The sequence below is a fragment of the Salinarchaeum laminariae genome, assembly GCF_023204835.1.
GTDB lineage: Archaea > Halobacteriota > Halobacteria > Halobacteriales > Salinarchaeaceae > Salinarchaeum > Salinarchaeum laminariae.
In genome coordinates, this window is record NZ_CP096270.1 from 1,065,494 (window position 1) to 1,084,594 (window position 19,101).

Annotated in this window: 16 protein-coding genes and 1 pseudogene; 6 read left to right on the forward strand and 11 right to left on the reverse strand. The window is 67.6% G+C overall.

Annotation, left to right across the window (positions count from 1 at the left end; all coding sequences use genetic code 11):
- Window positions 1-44 precede the first annotated feature (44 nt).
- Window positions 45-743 (forward strand): LiaF transmembrane domain-containing protein, encoded by a 699-nt coding sequence (locus MXF70_RS04950; RefSeq protein WP_248517900.1) that lies wholly within the window; start codon window positions 45-47, stop codon window positions 741-743.
- 37 nt (window positions 744-780) lie between these two features.
- Here MXF70_RS04950 and MXF70_RS04955 read toward each other — a convergent pair whose 3' ends face one another.
- Window positions 781-1,374, reverse strand: a complete 594-nt coding sequence (locus MXF70_RS04955; RefSeq protein WP_248517901.1) for a TetR/AcrR family transcriptional regulator — start codon at window positions 1,372-1,374, stop codon at window positions 781-783.
- Between the two features lie 258 nt (window positions 1,375-1,632).
- On the opposite strand from MXF70_RS04955, the gene MXF70_RS04960 reads away from it, so the two are divergent.
- Window positions 1,633-1,887 carry a hypothetical protein gene (locus MXF70_RS04960; RefSeq protein ID WP_248517902.1) on the forward strand — a complete coding sequence of 85 codons (255 nt, stop codon included), beginning with the start codon at window positions 1,633-1,635 and terminating at the stop codon, window positions 1,885-1,887.
- 169 nt (window positions 1,888-2,056) lie between these two features.
- Here the strand turns inward: MXF70_RS04960 and MXF70_RS04965 are convergent, their stop codons facing one another.
- From MXF70_RS04965 to rpiA, 8 genes are all read right to left on the reverse strand, one after another.
- A complete protein-coding gene (locus MXF70_RS04965; protein WP_248517903.1) occupies window positions 2,057-2,821 on the reverse strand; it encodes a polyprenyl synthetase family protein in 765 nt (254 codons plus the stop codon).
- A gap of 242 nt (window positions 2,822-3,063) precedes the next feature.
- On the reverse strand, window positions 3,064-4,932 hold the full coding sequence (gene pheT / locus MXF70_RS04970) for a phenylalanine--tRNA ligase subunit beta (RefSeq protein ID WP_248517904.1): 1,869 nt from the start codon (window positions 4,930-4,932) through the stop codon (window positions 3,064-3,066).
- Entirely contained in the window at window positions 4,932-6,488 is a 1,557-nt protein-coding gene (gene pheS, locus MXF70_RS04975) for a phenylalanine--tRNA ligase subunit alpha (protein ID WP_248517905.1), read from the reverse strand. The genes pheT and pheS overlap by 1 nt, the downstream gene beginning before the upstream one ends.
- 291 nt (window positions 6,489-6,779) lie before the next feature.
- On the reverse strand, window positions 6,780-7,511 hold the full coding sequence (locus MXF70_RS04980) for an SDR family NAD(P)-dependent oxidoreductase (RefSeq protein ID WP_248517906.1): 732 nt from the start codon (window positions 7,509-7,511) through the stop codon (window positions 6,780-6,782).
- Window positions 7,512-7,586: 75 nt separating this feature from the next.
- Entirely contained in the window at window positions 7,587-8,066 is a 480-nt protein-coding gene (locus MXF70_RS04985) for a hypothetical protein (protein WP_248517907.1), read from the reverse strand.
- A gap of 649 nt (window positions 8,067-8,715) precedes the next feature.
- Complete coding sequence (locus MXF70_RS04990; RefSeq protein ID WP_248517908.1) at window positions 8,716-10,434, reverse strand: tryptophan--tRNA ligase; 1,719 nt, start codon at window positions 10,432-10,434, stop codon at window positions 8,716-8,718.
- Between the two features lie 160 nt (window positions 10,435-10,594).
- Window positions 10,595-11,281: a YIP1 family protein gene (locus MXF70_RS04995; protein WP_248517909.1), complete on the reverse strand. Its 687-nt coding sequence runs from the start codon at window positions 11,279-11,281 to the stop codon at window positions 10,595-10,597.
- A gap of 91 nt (window positions 11,282-11,372) precedes the next feature.
- Entirely contained in the window at window positions 11,373-12,095 is a 723-nt protein-coding gene (gene rpiA, locus MXF70_RS05000) for a ribose-5-phosphate isomerase RpiA (RefSeq protein WP_248517910.1), read from the reverse strand.
- Window positions 12,096-12,492: 397 nt separating this feature from the next.
- On the opposite strand from rpiA, the gene MXF70_RS05005 reads away from it, so the two are divergent.
- On the forward strand, window positions 12,493-12,927 hold the full coding sequence (locus MXF70_RS05005) for an NUDIX hydrolase (protein WP_248517911.1): 435 nt from the start codon (window positions 12,493-12,495) through the stop codon (window positions 12,925-12,927).
- A gap of 31 nt (window positions 12,928-12,958) precedes the next feature.
- Here the strand turns inward: MXF70_RS05005 and MXF70_RS05010 are convergent, their stop codons facing one another.
- A complete protein-coding gene (locus MXF70_RS05010) occupies window positions 12,959-15,226 on the reverse strand; it encodes an NADP-dependent malic enzyme (protein WP_248517912.1) in 2,268 nt (755 codons plus the stop codon).
- A 420-nt stretch (window positions 15,227-15,646) separates the two neighbouring features.
- Between MXF70_RS05010 and hisI the strand changes: the two genes are divergently transcribed.
- The 3 genes and pseudogenes from hisI to MXF70_RS05025 all read left to right on the forward strand — a co-directional run.
- Complete coding sequence (hisI, locus tag MXF70_RS05015) at window positions 15,647-16,048, forward strand: phosphoribosyl-AMP cyclohydrolase (protein WP_248517913.1); 402 nt, start codon at window positions 15,647-15,649, stop codon at window positions 16,046-16,048.
- Window positions 16,049-16,076: 28 nt separating this feature from the next.
- A complete protein-coding gene (locus MXF70_RS05020; protein WP_248517914.1) occupies window positions 16,077-17,258 on the forward strand; it encodes a DUF7118 family protein in 1,182 nt (393 codons plus the stop codon).
- Window positions 17,259-17,344: 86 nt separating this feature from the next.
- Window positions 17,345-17,539: pseudogene (locus MXF70_RS05025) on the forward strand (DUF7561 family protein); the annotation flags it as partial.
- A 285-nt stretch (window positions 17,540-17,824) separates the two neighbouring features.
- On the opposite strand, the gene MXF70_RS05030 reads toward MXF70_RS05025, so the two are convergent.
- On the reverse strand, window positions 17,825-19,003 hold the full coding sequence (locus MXF70_RS05030) for an aspartate kinase (protein ID WP_248517915.1): 1,179 nt from the start codon (window positions 19,001-19,003) through the stop codon (window positions 17,825-17,827).
- Between the last annotated feature and the right edge of the window lie 98 nt (window positions 19,004-19,101).

Genomic DNA, 19,101 nt, shown 5'->3' on the forward strand with positions numbered 1-19,101 from the left:
TGGGGTGCCCCACGCTTATGCGAATCCGCGCCGAGAACCCTGCTATGGCTCGGAATCTGACGGGACGGATCGCGACGGGCGGGCTGATCGTGCTCGTCGGCGTGTTGCTCTTGCTCGCGACGACCGACGCACTCCCCGCCGACTCGATCTGGGACTGGGTCCCGGCGATCTTCGTGGTGCTCGGTCTCTGGGCGTTGCTCTCCAGTGGCTTCCGGAACCTCACCGGCCCGGTGATGGTGATCGCGATCGCCGGAACCTACCTCGCGCGGAACGTCGGCGTCATCGGCGACGAGGCGATCGGGACGTGGTGGCCGCTGTTCGTCGTGCTGTTCGGCGTCCTCCTGCTGATCGGGCGTCAGCGCAGAGGACACGGCCGCACGGCGACCGACGCGAACGACGAGTTGAACGCGATCGCGCTCTTCGGCGGTGCGGACCGGCGACTCACGACCGACCGGTTCGTCGGCGGCGAGGTGATCGTCGCGTTCGGTGGCGCGGAGATCGATCTCCGCGACGCCGAGATCGATCAGCCGCCGGCGACGATCGAGGCAGTGGTCCTCTTCGGCGGTGCCGAGATCCGGGTGCCCGAGGAGTGGTCCGTCGACCTCGACGTCTTGCCGCTGTTCGGGGGCGCCAGCGACGAGCGGTCGCGGCCCGCGGACGACGGCACTGCTCGCCGAAGCGAGAAATCCGACCTCGTCCTCACTGGCGTCGCACTGTTCGGCGGCGTCGAAGTGAGCGACTGAGGGTCTACTCTGGTGCCGGCGTCGCCGTCTATGCCGGTCAGGACTCCGCCGCCACGAGCCGTTGTTGTACGTGCTCGAAGAGTGCGGCTCTGCTTCGCTCGATGGGGAACTCCGCGTAGGTCGTGAGTCTGCGGGTCTGTACCCCCAGAATCGTCGAAACGAGAAGCTCTGCCTCGAGTTCCACGTCGACGTCGCGGATTGCGCCGCTCTCGACGCCCCGTTCGATGATCGAGGCGACGCGATCCGTGAGCATTCGGTCGATCTCGGTGTAGCGTTCGCGATAGACGTCCGTGTGGGGGACCTGTCCGCGCAGCTCGAGGAGTGCGATCTGGACGCGGTAGCGCTCCTCGTCGATCGTTTCGGGGACGGTGGCGTCGATCAGCATCTCGAGCTGTTCGAGTGGCTCGTGATCCTGAAGATCGATTTCAGCCATGAACTCCTCGAGGGCGTACTCGAGGAAATCGGCGAGCAATGCTTCCTTGTCCTCGTAATGGTAGTACAGCAGCGACTTGCTCTTCTCGAACTCGTCGGCGATCGCCTGAATCGTCAGATCGCCGTACCCCTGCTCGTGCAAGGCGTCGTACGTCGCCTCCATGATTGCCCGTTTCGTCGGGCTGACATCGTCAGTCATCGCGTGTACGCTCCTGAAATCAATCGTTGCACTGGGGGTACTTCTCCCTGGCGGCGTGCGTCGCGTGGCTCGCCCGGCGTGCTGTCGCCGTCGCGGTTCGGTACACCGCGTCCGGGCAGGGGTATCCGTCGGCGGGTCGATAGGACGGCGACTGCAGCCGGCGGCCACGCGAGGGACTGGGTCCGCATCATTTAAATATTTACTGAACGTTTAGTCAGCCATGCTCGGCGATCAGATCCGACACACTGGTGAGTTACGATGAGCGAGGCGTCCGCATCGGCGGGGGGTTCGCTCTCCGACTGGAACGAGGACGGGCGGCTGTTCTTCGTCGTCGGTATCGTCACGGCGCTGGCAGCGTGGCTGTTTCTTCCCCTCGCAGGGCTCGTCAGCGTCTACTGTGGTCTCGGACTCTGGACCAGATACGATCGCACCGTGGCAGGCGTGGGTATCGCCGGTGTCGGCGGGCTCAGCGTGGTAATGTGGGTCGCGGTCCTCGTCGCCGTCGGACTGTAGGGGTCGCTCGAGGCCGTTCGGGCCCGCTGTCCCACGCGTTCTTCGCCGACCTGCTCCCCCTGTTCTGCAGTCGATATCTCGGTTCCTCCGTACCCGGTCGCTGCTACGGTCTTGCCACGGTGCCGTTCCTCCTCAGGATCGATTCAGACGATGCGACGCCACGTCCCAGTCAGCTATCGACGACCTCCAGTGCGGAATCTCCACTCGCCAGCCGCTCCAGTTCGTCGACGACTCTCTCCGGGTCCCCGACGACGCCGGACAGGTCCTCGACCAGCGAAGATCGCGACGGCGGCGTCGTGGCTGTACCGGCCCCGGTGCCCGCGGGCGTCCGGATCGGAACCGCCGCACCGATCGATCTGGCGACGTCGGCGACCGTCGCCCCGGCCGATCGATCCAGACCGGCGACGATCGCGCCGATGCGACCAGCGGCCCCGATCAGCGGTGCGATCGGCGCCGGATCCGCGGCCTCGTTCGACCGCTCCCACAGCTCGTAGCAGCGGGTGGAGCCACCGGAGAGCGCGGCGTGGCATCGTCGGGCGGCCCCAGCTGACGACGTACTTCCGGCGACGCGGGCGAACGCAGCCGCCTGGAGCCAGTCGCCGTCGATGATCGCCGCCACCTCGTCGTCAGCGTACGGCGAGTCCCGCGCGGGGTCCGCGAGCGGGGCGCTGGCGACTGGAATCGCGTGGAGGTACTGGTGGAGCGCCGCGAACTCGACGGCCACGGCGGCCTCCATCGCGCCGTCGGCCCCTCGCTCTGCCGCTCCCCGCTCGTCGGGATCCGCCCGCGCGAAACACAGCAGCATCTCGCCGGGCGCGGTCGAGGGCACCGAATCTGTCACGACGCTCGACAGCCGATCCGGCACGGCCGATCGCTGCCGGAGCTCGTCGCGGACGCGGCCGCCGAGTCGCGCGGAGGGGTGGTCGCCGTCCATGGGTACGGGGCTATGACTGAACGAATGTTCAGCGTTACTGCGTACCACCAACTGCGGACGCGGCCCTAATAAGCGTTCAGTCACGGGGAAACCGCCGGTTCTGGTGTGGATTGTGCGTTCCAGAACGGGCGATCGCCCTGGCCGAATCACCGCACGGATCGGTTCCAGTTGGCGGTGATGGACACACTGTCGCCGAGGAAAACGAGCGCTTCGGTCGATCGGATTGGCTGCAGGCGGCCGTGCTACTCCAGTGCGTCCCGTCGGAGCTCGAACGCGGCGACCGGCACCTCGAGGTCGTGCTCGACGAGGACCGCAGGGTCGATCTCGCCGACGACGCCCGCAACGTCTCCGTCGATCACTACGTCGGCCACACGACCGTCGAGGAAGCTGGGATGGTCCGTTGCCGGCGTCTCCAGATCGACGTCGAACGCCGACGCCAGCGCCTGGAGCCGGCCGCGTGCGTCCTCGTAGGAGGCGTCGTGGTTCGCGACGACGGCTGCGACCGAGCGGGACTCCGCGACGCTGGTCGGCTCGCTGGGATCGACCTCCGCAACGAAACCGACCTCCGCGAGGTTCTGGGGGTACTCCCGGTGGGTGTTCCCCTCGAGCACCTGCAGCAGGGATGGAAGCGCCCACGTCCGCAGGATGGTGTAGTCCTCGCTGTAGGCTGTCGCGATCGTCGGCGCGGGCGCGAACCCGACCGCGTCGTCGGGCACGTCGCGATTTGCGTGCTCGCCGCTCCGCGCCTCGATCTCGACCGAGCCGCCGGCCTCGAGATCGACGCCGTCGACGGAGTCGGCCTCGGGGATGGGTAGCCCCATCCGCTCGAACGTCTCGGCCTCGTTCGTCATGTGGAAGTTCAGCATGTCCTCGAAGCCGATGCCGACGAGCGTGTCCCGCACCGCTCGCTCGTGCCGGGAGCGCTCGTGACGCCCCCCGAGCGTCGAGACGTCGGGGTAGCTGGGCTCGAGTTCGTTGAATCCGAACGCGCGTCCGACGTCGTCGATGAGGTCCTGCGGGTGCAGTACGTCGACGCGGTAGGCCGGAACGCCGACCTCGTAACCGACCGCGACGTCGCCGTCCTCGCCGACGTCGCCGCCCTCGATCTCGACCTGCCGCGCGTCGAGTCCCGACCGCTCCAGCAGATCGAGCACCTCCCGTGGATCGAAGTCGACGCCGATGACGGACTCGACCCGGTCGTGGGCGACGGTTTTCGTATCGAGCGCGAGATCGGGCCGCTGGATCGTCGAGCCGGCGTAGTCGCCGCCCGCATCCTCCGCGTACTCGACGTCGACGGCCTCGATCGTCGCGCCGCGAGCGTCCATCGCGTAACAGAGGATCGCCAGCATGCGGTCGATCGTCCACTGGTCGGTGCCGGTCATCTCGACGAAGAGGTTCCGGGAGTTCGCGGTCACCTCCGTCCGCCGGCCGTTGATCACTGGTGGGAAGGAGAAGAGGCCCAGGTCGTCGTAGATCGCCGGCATACGTTCATACTCCGCGACGAGGTCGGCGTACTCGCTGGCCATGTGGTGGGAGGAAAGCGCTTCGCCGGGGGTCATCTCCGCGTCACCTTCCAGTGGCACGAACGTGTCGCCATCGCGGTCGATTCCGGTGTACTGGACGGTCTTGGTGGGCTCGGAGGTGTCGTCGGTCGCCGCTGCGCCGCCCTTGAGCATCGTCAGGTCGTGGACGCCGATGGCACCCTTCGCGCGGCCCCGTCCCATCGTCGCGTGGAGCTTCTCCTGGAGCTGGATCAGCGAGTCCAGCGCGTCCCGATCGAGGTTGACGTCCCGCAGGACGGCGCCCGTGACGTAGGGGCGTTCCTCGGGCACGTCGGCGTCGACCTCGATGGTCCAGTCGGGATCGTTGACGGACGGAACGTGGGCGCCGCGGTCGTCGCCGAGCTGGTAGCGAAGCGAGCGAGCGATCCCCTCGACGGAGAGACGGTCGAGCCGATCCGGCGCGAACTCGAGTTCGAGCTCGCCGTCCTCGGTCTTCCCTTCGAGTTCGAGGCCGAGGGCGAACAGGTCGTCGATCAGTTCGTCCTCGGGTTTCTCTGGTTGGCTGGCGAGGGTCCGCAGTTCGTCGGGATCGATCTCGACGACGGGCATCAGTAGATCACCTCCGCGTTCCGCAGGAAGTCCAGATCGGTTAGCGTGCCGTGGATGTCGCGGATGTCCTCCGCGCCGGTCACGAGCATCGCGAGTCGTTCCCCTGCCAGCCCCCAGGCCATCACGTCACAGTCGACGCCGAGCGGCTCGAGCATCTCCTCGCGGAAGATCCCGGAGTTGCCGATCTCGATCAGCTCGCCGGTCTCGGGGTGTTCCCCGAACAGCTCGAAGCTGGGCTCCGTGTAGGGGTTGTAGTGGGGTTTGAACTGCACGTCCGTGATCCCGAACTGGGCGTAGAACTCCTCGAACGTGCCCATGAGGTCGCGGGCGGAGAGCTCCTCGGCCATCACCCAGCCCTCGATCTGGAAGAACTCCAGCAGGTGCGTCGCGTCGAGCGTGTCGTTGCGGTAGCCCTTCTCGACGCTGAAGAACCGCTGGGGCGGTTCGAGATCGCCCATGGCTTCGCCGGCGAGGTGGCGAGCGGTGAGCGACGTGGTGTGCCCGCGCAGCGCGAGCGCCTCCGCGAACTCCTCGTCCCAGGGCGAGTGGTAGCCGTCGCCGTCCTGGCCGACGCCCTCGCGGTGGGCGCGTTCGACCCGCTCGACGAGCTCGTCGGGGAGGGAGTCGATCTCACTGGGCGTCTCCATCGCGAAGCGGTCCCAGTGCGTCCGCGCCGGGTGGTCCTGGGGCATGAACAGCGCGTCGTTGATCCAGAAGTCCGCGTCGACGTGGGGCCCCTCCATCTCGGAGAAGCCCATCCCGACGAGCACGTCCTTGACCCGCTCGACGGTCTGTCGGAGGACGTGGGTCCTCCCTGCGGCGGGCGTCTCGGCGTCAGCCTCGACGCTGTACTCCGCGAACTCCGCCGACTCCCAGTCGCCACTCGTGAGGAGCTCTGGCGTGACCTGCCCGACCGTCTGGGCCTCCTCGACACCCATCATGAGCGCGTCGACGCCGTCGTCGGTGAGGAGCACGGTGCGGTCGGTCGTCTCGGAGCGCTCGATCAGCCCGCGGCGTTCGAGGTCGTCGAGCGTGTCGGCGCCGACGTCGAGGTCGTCGGGAGCGACGGTGGTATCGTCCTCCTCGCCCTCGGTCGCGTCGAGTGCGTCTGCGACCGCGGAGAGTGCGAGTGCCTCCTCGTCGGCGTCGGGATCTGCGTCGGGATCGGCGCTGACTGCACCGTCGTCGATCGACCCGTAGCCTTTCCGTGCGAAGTTCGCGAGCGCGATGTCGACGGCGTTTCCATCGAGTCCCGCGGCGCCGATGACCTCGCCGAGTGAGACGGGGTCCGACGCCGCCCCGGCGTCGATGGCGGCGCGGTAGAGCGCCACCTCGGGCAGGCCGTCCTCGAGATACGTCTCGCCCTCGGCGGTCGTGGCGACGCGCTCGTGCTCGACGGCCTCGACTGTGACGAGGCCGGCCTCTTCGAGCGCGAACGCCGCGCCCGTCACCGTCTCGGGAGCGAGATCGGTGTCCTCGGCGAGCTGGTCTGTGGTCTGTGCGTCGTTCGCGCTCGCGGCGTTCAGAACCGCGACCTGTGCTGCTGGAAGTTCCATTGATGTGTGTGGTCGGTTGGATCGCAGGTGGATCGCTCGGAGTCGGTGCCGGCCGGATCGCGGTCGGTTTCGTCCGGTCGGGCCGATGGGGCCCACGCCGGAGTCCGCCGCCAGTCAGGCCGGCCCGAAAAAGACGAACCCCGTGGCGGCAGTCGCTGGGCGTACTGAACGCCTGTCCGTAGGGTTCGACGGCATACTCGAACCCCTCGAAACGCCGACGCAAAAGCGTTACGCGTCGCTGCGGTCAATCGAACGGCCACTCGCCGAGCCCTGAACGGTGGAGGCGGCCGGTTACTGGAACTGCATCCCGCCGTTGACGTTCACGATCTCGCCCTGCACGTACTCGTTGCCGAGTAGGTACTCGATCGTGTCCGCGACGTCCGCCGGGTCGCAGGCGTACTCCGGGAGGTGCGTGTCGAGGTTCTCGTGGCCGCGGAACTCGATCTCCTCGAGGAATCCGAGAATATCGTCGTTCATGCTGGTCTCGACGGGACCGGGGGCGACGGCGTTGACCTGGACGCCGTCCTCGCCGTACTCGCGGGCGAGTGCACGGGTGAGCCCGTGTAGTCCGGCCTTGCTTGCCGCGTAGCTGGCGTCGACGGTGCCGGCGGTGCCACCGATCGAGGAGACGAAGACCACGTCGCCGCCGGGCTGGAGGTAGTCGATGGCTGCGCGGGTGACGTAGAACGCGCCCGTGAGGTTCGTTTGAAGGACGCGATCCCACTGGTCGTCGTCGAGATCGTCCAAACTGTCCGGGTCGACGACTCCCGCGTTGTTCACGACGGCGTCGAGGCCACCGAGCTCGTCGGCGGCTGCATCGACCATCTCCTCGACGGCATCCGAGTCCGTCACGTCGGCCTGGACGGTGACGGCCTCCGCGCCACGATCCCGGGCAGCGACCGCGACCTCCGCTGCCGCGTCCGCCGACTGGTTGTAGGCGATCGCGACGTCGTGTTCGTCCGCGAGTGCGAGTGCGGTGGACCGCCCGATTCCGCGACTGGCGCCGGTGACGAGGACGTTCATCGTATCCGCTGGTTGTACTACCGACTGATACTCCTTTCGTCAGGCACCACACTGCAGGCGCTGTGCCGCCGACAATCAGTCTTCTCGCCACTCCGCTGGAATCGACGTCTGGCAGTCGACCTCTCCAGCGTCTGCCGTCTCCAGTTCCTCGGCGATTGCCAGCGCCTCTGCGACCTCCGCGTCGTCGAGCGCGTCGAGCTCCTCGCCGTCGACCGCGCCGGGCGCATCGGCCTCGGTCTCGTCGATGGCTCGCTTCAGGTCGGCGAGAACGGCCGGCGTGGTCGTCGATTCGGTGGCGGATTCCTCGTCGACCCCACTCGATGGCTCTCCGGCCGTCGGCGTCCCGCTTCCCTCGCCTGAGGACACCGACTGGCGCTCTGGCCGAGCGAGTGCGCCCTCGAACAGACTGCTCACGGCGCGATCGCTCACATCGTCGCGCTCGGGGGCCTCCCCGCTGGCCACCAGCTCGTCGACCGACTCGGCGCCGTGCCTTTCGAAGACGGCGCCGGGGTCGGCCTCGACGCGGCGAGCCGCCTCGGGGAGTCCTGGCTGCATACGCTGCCAATCATTGCCCTGGTGGTTAATATTTTCGCCCGTCAGACGTTGTTTTCTCACAAATAAAAAAGGAATTTGCAGGACGGGCGTCAGACGCTTGGCTGACGGCAGTGGTTTCGTTCGAATCTTCGGTGGGGAGATTGCGACGACGGACTGGGAGCAGACGGGCTCGGCGCTTGCACTGACACGTCGCGGAACCGCGTGCACCGGGCGCCAACGGCCCGAAAGCCCTCTGCCGTCTCGCACACGTCAGCTCGCGTGTCGCTCACTGCGTTCGCTCCCGCTCGCTTTTGTCGAAGGCTCCCTTCGGTCCCCTTGCCAGCCGGATATCCTCGCTGACGCTCGGATCGGGCCGGTTGCGGCGCACGCGAGACTGGCGGTCGGTTCCACCGACCGCCTTAAACGTGGCCGGCAGTAGCCGGCCACGTCGCCCTCGCCCTTTCAGTCCGCCAGGCAGGGGGTCCGTGAAAGCCCACTGTGTATCCGGGGCCCTGGCGGACTTTCTGGCTGTTCAGTAGTGATCCCGGAGACGCCAGCGGTGCCGAGCCTGGAATGGAAGGCCCGCAGAAACCTCGCCAAAATCAGGTCAGAGATGGAGTGACCACCGGGACCGATCGCTGTCGTTCTTCGACACTCCCCGACATTCCGTTCAGGCGCGCTTGCGGGGGCTGTCGAGTTCGATGTCGAGTTCGTCGAGTTTCTCCTCCCACTCCGCGCGCTTTTCCTGATGCTCTTCGAGGAACTCCTCCATCAGCTCGGCGGCCTGCTCCTTGCAGCCGCCACAGAGCCGTTCGCCGCCGACGCACTCCTCGTAAACCTCCGTGGCGAGATCGTCGTCGTCCCCAGCGAGCAGGTAGGCGTAGAGCTCGTAGACGGGACATTCGTCGGCCTCGCCGCCGAGCTCTCGTTGTTCCTCTGCGCTCTGTCGGCCGCCCGTCGTCGCCGATTTCACCTTGTCGTAGCCCTCCTCGGGATCGTCGAGGAGGCTGATGTGGGAGGCCGGGATGGAGGAGGACATCTTCCCGCCGGTGAGCCCGGTCATGAAGCGGTGGTAGATCGAGGAGGGGAGCTGGAACCCGTAGCCGCCGTGATCGAGTTCGACCTCGCGGGAGACGTCCTCCGCGTCGGCACGCGAGAGGTCGAAGGCGTCGACGTGCTCGTCGTAGACGCGCTTCTCGCCCTCGACGGCCTCGATCAGTGCGTCGAAGGCGTCCTCGGTGGCGTTGCGATCGAGGATCCGAACGCGGGGTCGAAGCGGCTCCTTGCCGGCGTTTTCGAGCTTCTCGACGATGGACTGGAGGACGTCGTGCTCGCCGGAACTCTGGCCGTCTCCGCCCTGGAACGCCAGCGCCGCAGCGTCGAGATCGCCGGCCTCATCTGCCGCGTCGAGCCACTCGGCGGCCTCCACACAGCGAGGCCGATCCGGCTCCTCGGCGTAGGCCTCGCGAGCCTCCCACGCGCGATCGAGGAGTTCGCGCTCTGCTGGGTCGGCCTCGAAGCTCGCGTAGGCCTCTGTGACGCCGAAGTAGCGCACTCGTGCTGCGAGGTCCCGTGCGAGGCGCACGTGGGGATCCTGGTCCGGCCCGACGGGGATGACCGTGGGTTTCGGGCCGTCGACCAGCTGCGGGTACATGATGTCGGCCATCTGTGTCACGACGGACTGCATGTGGCTCACGTCGGTGCCGCCGTCGAAGTCGTAGATCGCCTGGAGCTCCGAGAAGTTCGCCTCCGCGCCGAGCTCGAAGGCGAGATCCTGCACCGCACGGTTCTCGGACTGGCGGTAGAGGGTCCCCTCCTCGGGATCGAACCCGAGCGCGAGTAGGGAGAGCACGTAGTCCGTCGCGTGCTGATCGATCTCGTCCCAGGGAATCTCGCGGGCGCTGTGAGCCTCGAGATCGGCGATGAGGCCGTAGGCGTCGCCGCCCTGCTCCTGGTGCCAGACGATCTCGTCGAAGACGAGCTTGTGGCCGATGTGGGGTTCGCCGGTGGGCATGAATCCCGAGAGCGCGGCGAAGGGCTCGTCGTTGCGCATGGCGTCGGCGACGGCGTCGTAGTCGCGGTGGCCGAAGATGACCCCGCGGCGCATGAGATAGTGCGGGTGCGGAACCGAATCGAGGATCTCGTCGAAGGACTCGATGCCGAACTGGTCGAACAGCTTGCGGTAGTCCGAGACCGTCGCCGATCCCCACGGGTCGAGCGTGGTTTCGTCGGCGCCCTCGGCGGTGCCACCGTCAGTCAACAGCTCCGGACCGGCGTCCGCAGTCTCGTTGGCGCCGTCGCCGTCTGCGGTCCCCCGCCACCACGCCGGAGCGGCGGCGTCGCTCCGGTCGTCGTGCTGTGCAGTCGAGTCGGGGGACTCGCTATGCATATCCGAGGATGGCGGTGGATCGACCAAAAGGGGTTCGCTTCCTCGCGGCGCGTTCACACGGTCTCCGCCGTCGACACTGCGAGGTCTCCGGTCGAGCGCGATCGTGGGGTCTCCGACCGAGCGCACCCGCGGGGATCGTCCGCCGTCGATCCAGCGGCGATCAGTGGGTCAGCACCGTCGCGATCATCCGGAGACACGGCGGCGTCAGCGCCAGCGTCAGCAGGAGCACGAACCCGCCGACGAGCGCCGCGGCCCGACGCGAGACGCCCCGGACGACGCGAAGCCCCTCCATCCACAGCCAGGCACTCCAGACGACGGTGAGCGCGCCGAACACCTCGACGGCGACCCAGGGACTCCGCGGGTCGCCGATCGGCGCGACCACTCTGGCCGGGAACGTGATCCCGATGCCGGTGTCGAAGCCCGCGATCGGGTAGGCGAGGTAGAGCAACGCGACCACAGCGAGGTTTCCGAACGTCTGTGGCAGGAGCCCCACGCTGACGAGTGCCGCGGTCTCGCGGATCGATCCGGTCCCTGCCACGGGCCAGGTCAGCCCCTGGAAGAGAGCGCCGTAGATCACCAGCGCCAGCAGCGGGATGCCCGCGGCGAGTCCGACGATGATGGCGAAGTAGCCCGGCACCGCGATCGACCGTTCGCCGGCCGCGTAGACGAGCTGGGGAACGCCCGCCGGCACGCCGGCCTCGGTGGTGGTCCGTTCGATCAGCACGAAGACGAGCGGAATCGGCGCCAGCACGGAGAGGCCGGTCAGCCCCAGCACGGCAGCCGTGACGCCGCGGGATGGCCCTCCCGACTCGAAGAAGCCCGCGGGATCGACCAGTGCGCGACGCATCGGCTGCCACATCGTGCCGACCGTTTTCGAGCGCCCTACCTATCGCTTTCTGCTCGGAGCGAGGGCTCGTCCCCCGAGATTGCACCGTCGCTCAGCCGAATAGCGTCTCGACGCCGTCCTCCCGTCCGACGAGCACCCGGTCCGCCATTTCGACGAAGAGTCCGTGTTCGAGGACGCCCGGAATTCCCGCGAGGTCGGCGGCGAGGCTGGCTGGGTCGTCGACCGTTCCGAACTCGGCGTCGAGCACGAGGTTGCCGTTGTCGGTCACGACTGGGCCGCTCTTCGCTGCCGCTTCGCGGAGCGTGGGGTCGCCACCCAGCTCGCGCAGCCGGTCAGCGACGAGCGTGCGGGCGGCCGGCAGGACCTCGACCGGCACCGCGGCGTCGAGCGTTGGCGCGAGCTTCGCGGGATCGACGACGATGATCAGCTCCCCGGCCGCGGCGTCGACGAGCTTCTCGCGAGCGTGGCAACCCCCTCCGCCCTTGATCAGCGGGGGGACTCCCACTCCAGCGTCGGCAGCGGTGTCGTCTGCGCCACCGCCACCGGTGGCGACCTGATCCGCGCCGTCGATGGCGACGTCGACCGCTTCGACCTGATCGAGATCGACGACGGGAATCCCCGCGTCGAGTGCGACCTCTCGGGACTGGTGGGAGGTCGGGACCCCCTGGATATCCAGGCCAGCGTCGACGCGCTCGCCCAGCGCGCGGATCGCCGCCGCCGCGGTCGAGCCCGAGCCCAGTCCGACGACGTCGCCGCCGTCGACGGCTTCGACCGCCCGCTCGCCGGCGCGGCGTTTCAGCGTGGCTGCGTCCATGTCGCGGGGATGTGCGCGCCGGTACATAGGCGTTGGCTCCTAGGGAAGGAGTCTGTAGGAAGTTACGTTGAATCGAATTCTACGATTATGGCCTCCGAAAGCCCCCGGACGCTCGACATTCCGGGACTCGCTGTGGTCCTCAGTCGCTTCGCTCCCTGCGGTCCTTGCTTCGCCCGGGAACGACCGACCGCCCGGCCCCTTTCGATACCCCGCCCACAGCATCCTCGATCCTCCCCAACCTCCTCCCTCGCTGACGCTCGGTCGTCCCTCGCACGCTACGCGACGGCTTCGCCGCCGCGAAACGCGCGCCACAGCACCAACCGGATTCTCGGCATCTCGAACTCGCACCCTGGTGCCTTCGCAACCCTTTTGCATGGAACTGTCGAGGTCCGAATCCATGCCCGAGGAGACGATTCGCCCACTCGCGATCGGCATTCCGACCCGGGACGAGGAGGTGCTGCTCGCCGAGCACGAGGATCCCACCTCCGGCGAGCAGTTCTACCGCCCGGTCGGGGGCGGTATCGAGTTCGGGGAACACAGCCGAGAGGCGCTGAAACGGGAGTTCACCGAGGAGCTCGACGTGACGGTGAGCGAAGCGACGCAGCTGACGACGCTCGAGCGGACGTTCACGCAGGACGGCGAGCCCGCCCACGAGATCTGGCGGTGCTATCACGTCTCGATCGTAGAGGACTGGCCCTACGAGACGGACTCGTTCACCGCCCACGAACCCGAGCTCGATCACGAGTTCCCGGTCCGCTGGATCGCGATCGACGAACTCGACGACCACATCGTCTACCCGGAGTCGCTGCCGGAGCTACTGGAATCGGCGTAGCGCTGCCGAATGGCGATCGATCCGGGCGAGCCTACTCCTCCTGCGCGTCCACGACCGCAACGCCGGCCAGATTGACGATGTCTTTGACCTCGTCGCCGCGCTGGAGGACGTGGACGGGCTGGTCCATGCCGACGAGCATCGGCCCGACAGCCTCCGCACCGCCGAGTCGCTGGAGCAGCTTGTAGCCGATGTTGCCAGCCTCCAGATTCGGGAAGACGAGCACGTTCGCGGGCTCGTCCAGCTCGGAGAACTCGTAGGTGCCCTCGAGCAGCTCCTCGACGACCGCGGTGTCCGCCTGCATCTCGCCGTCGACGGGGAAGTCGACAGTCGGGTCATCCCGCAGCGACGCTGCGGCCTGACGGGGTTTGACCGTCCCTTCGGTGTTCACCGAGCCGAAGTTCGAGTAGGAGAGGAGGGCGGCCCGGGGCTCGACGTTGAACCGTCGAGCGAGCTCTGCGGTGTGCCGGGTGATCTCCTCGAGGACGGCCTCGTCGGGATCCTGATTGACGGTCGCGTCGGCGACGAACACGACCTTGTTCCGGAAGGTCAGCAGGTAGACCCCGGCTGCGTAGTCTGCGTCGTCGGCGGTGCCGATGATCTGCAGCGGCGGGCGGAGCGCGGAGGGGTAGTGGTGGGTGAGACCGGTCAACATTGCGTCGGCGTCGCCAGCGTCGACCATCACGGAGGCGAAGTAGTTCGAGTCCTCGATGAGCTCCTCGGCCTCGCTGCGGGTGATGCCTTTGCGCCGCCGGGCCTCGTAGAGCTTCTCGGCGTACTCCTCCCGAGTCCCCGCTGCCGCCTCGCTCTCCGGGTCGACGACCTCGGGATCGAATCGTAGTCCGAGCTCTCTGCAGGTGCTGTCGATGCGCTCCTCGTCGCCGATGAGGACGGGCTCGGCGATCCCCTGCTCTTCGAGCTGTGCGGCGGCGCGAATGATCTTGTCGTCGCCGCCCTCCGCGAGCGCGACGCGCTTGGGGTCGCTCTTGGCCTTGTTGAGCACGACGCGCATCATCTCGCGGGACTTGCCGAGGCGCGCTTCGAGGCGCTCCTCGTAGGCCTCGGCGTCGATGGACTCCGCGCGGGCGGCGCCGGAGTCGATCGCGGCCTCCGCTACGGCGGGTGCGACCTCGAACAGCACGCGCGGATCGAGCGGTTTCGGGATGATGTAGTCGGGGCCGAACTGGAGGGGCTGATCGCCGTAGGCTTTGCGCACGGCGTCGGGCACGTCCGTCCGCGCGAGTTCGGCGAGGGCCTCCGCCGCCGCGACTTTCATCGGCTCGTTGATGTCCCGGGCGCGGACGTCCAGCGCGCCGCGGAAGATGAACGGGAAGCCAAGTACGTTGTTGACCTGATTCGGGTAGTCCGACCGGCCAGTCGCGACGACGACCGTGTCGTCGCGGGACTCCTTGGCCTCCTCGTAGCCGATCTCGGGGTCGGGGTTCGCCATCGCAAAGACGATCGGATCCCGAGCCATGGACTGCACCATCGCCTCGTCGACGATACCGCCGACGGAGAGCCCGACGAACACGTCGGCGTCGGCCATCGCGTCGGCGAGATCTCCGCCGGATCGGTCCGCAGCGAACTCGGCCTTGTACTCGTTGACCTCGCCGGCAGCGGCGCGCTCCTCGGTGATGATTCCGTCCGAGTCACACATCGTGACGCGGTCGGGATCGACCCCCAGCGAGACGAAGAAGCGAGCAGTCGCGATCGCACTCGCGCCCGCGCCAGAGAAGACGACGTCCAGCTCTGCCAGCTCCTTGTCGACGACCTGGCCGGCGTTGACGAGCGCGGCGCCGGAGATGATCGCCGTCCCGTGCTGGTCGTCGTGGAACACCGGGATATCCATGCGATCGCGGAGCGTCTCCTCGAGTTCGAAACAGGCCGGCGCGGCGATGTCCTCGAGGTTGATTCCGCCGAACGTCGGTTCCATCGCCGCGATCGCCTCGATCATCGCCTCGGGATCGTCGAGATCGAGTTCGAGATCGAAGACGTCGATGTCGGCGAACCGTTTAAAGAGGACGCCCTTGCCCTCCATCACCGGTTTGGACGCGGCCGCTCCGATGTCGCCCAGCCCCAGGACGGCGGAGCCGTTCGAGATCACGCCGACCATGTTGCCCTTCGCGGTGTACTCGTAGGCGCGCTCGGCGTCCTCGTCGATCTCGCGGCATGGGCCGGCGACGCCGGGCGAGTACGCGAGACTCAGGTCTCGCTGCGTGTTGGTGGGTTTGGTCGTCGCGATCTCGACCTTCCCCGGTGGATCGCTGCGGTGGTACTCCAGAGAGTCGTCTTCGAGAGACATGATGGAGCAGACGAGCGCTCCCGTGAAAAATCCCCGACTGAATCAGGGTTCGCGGATACGGATAGATGCCGTCGTGGATACTGGGTTTCATTCATGCTGGTAGAGCTACCCTCCAGACGTCACGGCATGCGCCCCGAAAGCCCCCGACGGCTCGGTTACCCGGGCACCGTCGGAGTAAGATCCGACGCCGTTCGCCTCGCTTCGCTCGGCTCACAGCCGCGAAACGCGCGCCACAGCACCCACAGTGCGTCACTGGCCTCGACAAATATCTTAAGAGCGTTCCCGCACACGATCGGGATCTGATAACCGGTCCCGCGGACTCATGAGAGGCCTACCACACTCGGTGAAAATGAAGATTCCCACAGCCACCGCCGATAGTCGAGGAAAAGACCTATTCCCGGCACTCCCCTGCCCCCGAGCATGGACGAGGACGCCCTCCAGGCCGAGACGGCGAGCGAGCCGGAGCTCGATTTCGGGGAGTCCGGGCACATCCCGGCAGTCGCACAGGACGCCGACACCGGCGACGTCCTGATGCTCGCCTACGTCACGCCGGAGGCCCTCGAGAAGACCCGGGAGACCGGCCGGGCGCACTACTACTCGCGGAGCCGCGACGAGCTCTGGGAGAAGGGCGCCACGAGCGGCCACACCCAGGCAATCGAGGAGGTTCGCGTGGACTGCGACGGTGACGCGCTCCTCTATCGCGTCGAGCAGGCTGGCGGCGCCTGCCACACCGGCTACGAGTCCTGCTTCCACCGCACCGTCGACGGCGAGGTCGTCGGCGAGCAGGTGTTCGATCCCGACGACGTCTACGACGCCGAGTGATTCCAGTGACACAATCGACGCCCCACGAATGAGCGAACGCGAACACGCCGGCGACGCCGGCACGACGGGTGCGGTCGAGCGCCCCGAGAGCGAGGACGCCGTCGCCGAGCTCGAATCGGCGACGGCGGACTACCGCGCCGCGCAGGCCGCGATCGAGGATATCGGCCGCGACACCCTCCACACGCTCGACGACCGGTACTGCACAGCCCGGGATCTCCTCGTGGAGTACCAGGACAAAGCGACCGACACCGGCGCCCAGGAGTTCCTCAACTTCGCGCAGTTCGAGCAGCGCTTCTCCACCCACGTCGAGGGGCTGGACGACGACCTTCCGCGTCGCGAGACGTTCGAGACTGCCCTCGAGGCGGTCGACAAGACCCGACTCAGCGAGGACGACTTCGACCGCGCACTCGACGCGCTCGATCCCGCCGCCGCGCTCGTCGAGCGGCTCGACGACGAGGACGCCGCACGTGACCGCCTCGTCTCCGCGCTCACCGACGCTCGCAACGCCAGACAGGACCATTTGGACGCGATCGATCGCTGCGAGCGGCTCCTCGAACTCGGCGAGGCCGATCTCGACGCGCCAATCGAGGAGCTCCGGGAGCCCATCGAGACCTGGAACGACGCCGTCCGCGAGGCGATCGCCGACCTCCGAACCGACGCGCCCGCTCGCGAGCTGTTCGCCGTCTTCGAGAGCGCGGATCGCTACCCGCTGGTCGATCTCGACGCGCCGCCGGAACCCCTCGCCGACTACGTCGAGTCCGAGCCTCCGGGCGAGGAGTCCGTCGCCCGGCTGCTGGAGTACGCCGACTTCTCGCGCTCGAAGCTCGATCACTACGTAGACGATCCCAGCGCGTTCCGCAGCGCCGTCGCGACCGAGCGGACCTACCTGGAACGCCTCGACGCGGACGGCCTCACGATCGACTGGCCCCCGCCACCCGCCGAGGAAGTCCCGTGGCTCGTTCGGGAGCTCCGCGGAGTCGCAGCGGGCCTCGTCGACGACGAAGCGACCGCTGCGCTACGAGATCTCGTCGCGTCCGCACGGGACCAGGAGCGATACGACCGCCTTCGTGACGCTGCCGTCGCCAGAGAGCAACTCGACGACGCGGATCGCGACCGGCTGGCTTCCGGTGCCGTCGAGACGGAGCTGGCCGACCACCGCGAGGCCGTCCAGCGACTCGACGACGCGATCGCGGACGCACCGGATCCCTGATTGCCGGTACCGGTGCCATTAGCGGCGACGGCGCTCCCGTGCGCCCGATCACAACGCCTTTTCGCTCCGACCTCCCCACTCTGGGTATGACCACGATGCCCTGTGACGGCTGCACCCGTCGCGTCTCCGTCGCTGGCGGCATCGCGAACCTCTGGAGCTTCGAGAAAGACACCACGGACGGGCTCACGCTCGAACTCGACGACGGCTCCGAGCACTTCCTCTGTTTCGAGTGCATGGACGACCTGCCCGAGGAGCCAACCGCCGCGGACGTCGCCGCCCTCCCCGAGCGGTCACAGGACGAGCCGATCGACCGCGGTGACGCGGTCCCAGAGCAGGACGGCGGTATTGGAGCGATCGGCGTCGGAATCGCAATAGGGGGCGGGGCTGGCGTCGCACTCGGACTGGCGATCGGCGATCTGGAGTACGGCTTTACGACCGGCGTCGCAGTCGGGTTTTTCGTCGCGCTGGCGGTGAAGAAGCTCCGTGGCTGAGCGTACTGGGCGCGCCGAGTCGACGGGAAACGAAGGGGTCGAATCGAGGATCGTCGACTGCCGAAAGCTCCCGATTCAGAACTGCTGTTGGACGATCTCGAGCGTCTCTTCCCGATCGTCCCAGTCGACGAAGATCGCGACGGAAGTCGCGGAGGTGATCAGGTCGCGGATGTTGATGTGCGCCTCGCCGAGTGGGTTCACGATGTCGGTGAGCACGCCGGGGCGGTTCGGAAGCTGTCCACCGGTCACCCGAATCACTGCGACGTCGTCGGAGACCGTCACGCTGGAGAGGGGCTCCTGGGAGACGACCTCGTCGTGCAGCACCGCTTCAGCGGCCTCTGCCTGGGACTGATCGACGTAGTACGTGATCGAGTCCATGCCGGAGGCGACGGCGTCGACGTTGATCTCGTTCTCGCCCAGTGCGGTCGAGAGCCGCTGGAGGATGCCTGGGCTGTTGCGAATCGCTCGGCCGGCAACGGTCATACAGGAGAGCGCCTCCTCGCGCATGTCGACGAGATTCCGGAACTCGCCCTCGATGCGGGTGCCACCGCGGAGGAGATCGCCGTGCTGGTAGTGGGTCACCCGGACGTCCATCCGGTCGTCCTTGTAGGCCAGCGCCGAGGGGGCGACGACCTCCGCGCCGCGGAAGGAGAGGTTTCGCAGTTCGTCGACGGTGATCTCGCCGACGTTCCGCGCGCCTTCGACCACGGTCGGGTCGCCGGTCATGACGCCCTCGACGTCGGTGACGATCACGACCTCGTCGGCGTTCATGTACTTGCCCAGCATGACCGCCGTGGTGTCCGAGCCGCCGCGTCCGAGCGTGGTCACGTCGCCGTCGTGGGTCTCCGCGAGGAATCCCGTAATCACCGGGACGACGCCGTCCATGACGGCCGCAAGCGCTTGCGCGGCCTCCTGGGTCTTCTCGACGTCGAGTTCGCCGTGCACGTCGGTGATTACTGGCCAGAGTTCCGAGCCGGGCTCCAGAAACATCGCGTCGACGCCGCGGGAGGCGAGCGCGGCCTTGAGCATCCGGACGGAGGTCCGCTCGCCCATGCTGACGATCTGGGCGCGGTCGGCCTGATCGGTATCGAAGGTGATGTCCTCGAGGAGGTCGTCGGTCGTGCTCCCCATCGCGCTCGCGACGACGGCGACCTCGTGGCCCTCTTCGACGGCCGCAGCGACCGTGTCGGCGGCGCGTTCGATCCGGTCACCCGTCCCGAGACTGGTCCCGCCGAACTTCGCGACTACGCGCATACTACCACCGAAACCGTGCGTACCGTGCTCATGGGCTCCCGTATCCCGGGGGCCGGCATAACCCTGTCCATCCCGCGCCTCCAGGCACCGCTATCGAC